The organism is Pseudomonas syringae group sp. 247E2 (assembly GCF_032587795.1).
GTDB classification, from domain to species: Bacteria; Pseudomonadota; Gammaproteobacteria; order Pseudomonadales; family Pseudomonadaceae; genus Aquipseudomonas; species Aquipseudomonas amygdali.
Genome location: NZ_JAWHPK010000027.1, coordinates 1 through 1,177, shown reverse-complemented (window position 1 = coordinate 1,177; position 1,177 = coordinate 1). Strand labels below are relative to the sequence as shown.

Genomic DNA, 1,177 nt, shown 5'->3' with positions numbered 1-1,177 from the left:
TAGCACTCCCCATGGTCGCTTGCTGCTGACTATGTTGAAGTGCACGGACTGCCCGCGTACCAGATTTGGCAAGCGTACTTGTACTCCAGCACCATTTTGTACGGCTACGCTGTAGTAATCGCCTTTGCCAAGGTAACGGTCTTCGTAATGCACGGTGCTTTTTGCATGAACCTGCGGAGATAATTGAATTTCCATCAGCGCGCGTACTTCTTCCTGCTCACCTTCGGCAGTCTCAGCGTAACGATAGGCTAGGGTTCTCGACCAACAGCACTTGCGTAGCCACCAGCCAACACTGTCTTGCTTGAAATAATTCAGGGCCATCGTAGTTAAAAGATAAATAGAGCCTATTATGAGCAGCGCCACACTGAACCATGAACTCATCGCAACAATCGCGAAGGTGCTGGCAGGGGATAACCCTGCCATCAATTGAATAGTTGAGCCCACTCCCATTGCGAACACAGAAATGCCTTTTACAATGATCACGTTCTTTTCTTCTGGTGTTTTTGCTGTGTAAAAGTCATCTGCAACATCAAATATTTCAAGCGTAACTGCCGCTATCCCAAATCCACCCATCGCCACCATCGAAACCCTGAACCCAAATATCGCATCCCCCCAAACTGCATTACCCCGTGCTTTCCAATAAGCCGCCGATTGATCAAGAATGCCCACTGTGTACGTACCAATAACCACAGGCTTCGCCGTACTGATAACCGCCCACGGCGCTTCAACAAACACCGCCATCAACAGGTTGAAGCTATACCCCAGCCCATAGGTAACCTTGCCAATATCTTTGGCACTGAAGTCTCCATCCCGAGTAAGGTCCCGGTAAGTGAGCGCGGTATTGATGAAGTTGAGCATTATCACGCCCCAAGTGATTGCCCCGGCAATTCCTCCCAGCCCATCGATCCAGCGCTTGGCGGTGGTCAGCCAGTCTTTCGCCATGGTTTTGCCGGACTGGAAGTGCAGGCGAATCTCGTCCTGCAACTGCTTTGCGTATTGGTTGTTCTGATAGTCGAGCAGGGCGGGGATGCTCAATTCATGCAGACGAAGTTTTTCCTCAAGGACGCGAAGGTGGCTGGCGTTGCTTTTGCGGGTGTTGTAAGCGGTTGGATAAAGCCAGCTGCGACGGGTATCGCTGATCTGTTTGTTGAGGACCTGCCACTCGCGTATCCACTGT

Annotated in this window: 1 pseudogene; it reads right to left on the bottom strand. The window is 51.1% G+C overall.

The annotated features are described in order from the left end of the window. Window positions 1-1,177, bottom strand: a pseudogene (locus RYC18_RS22710) (hypothetical protein); the annotation flags it as partial.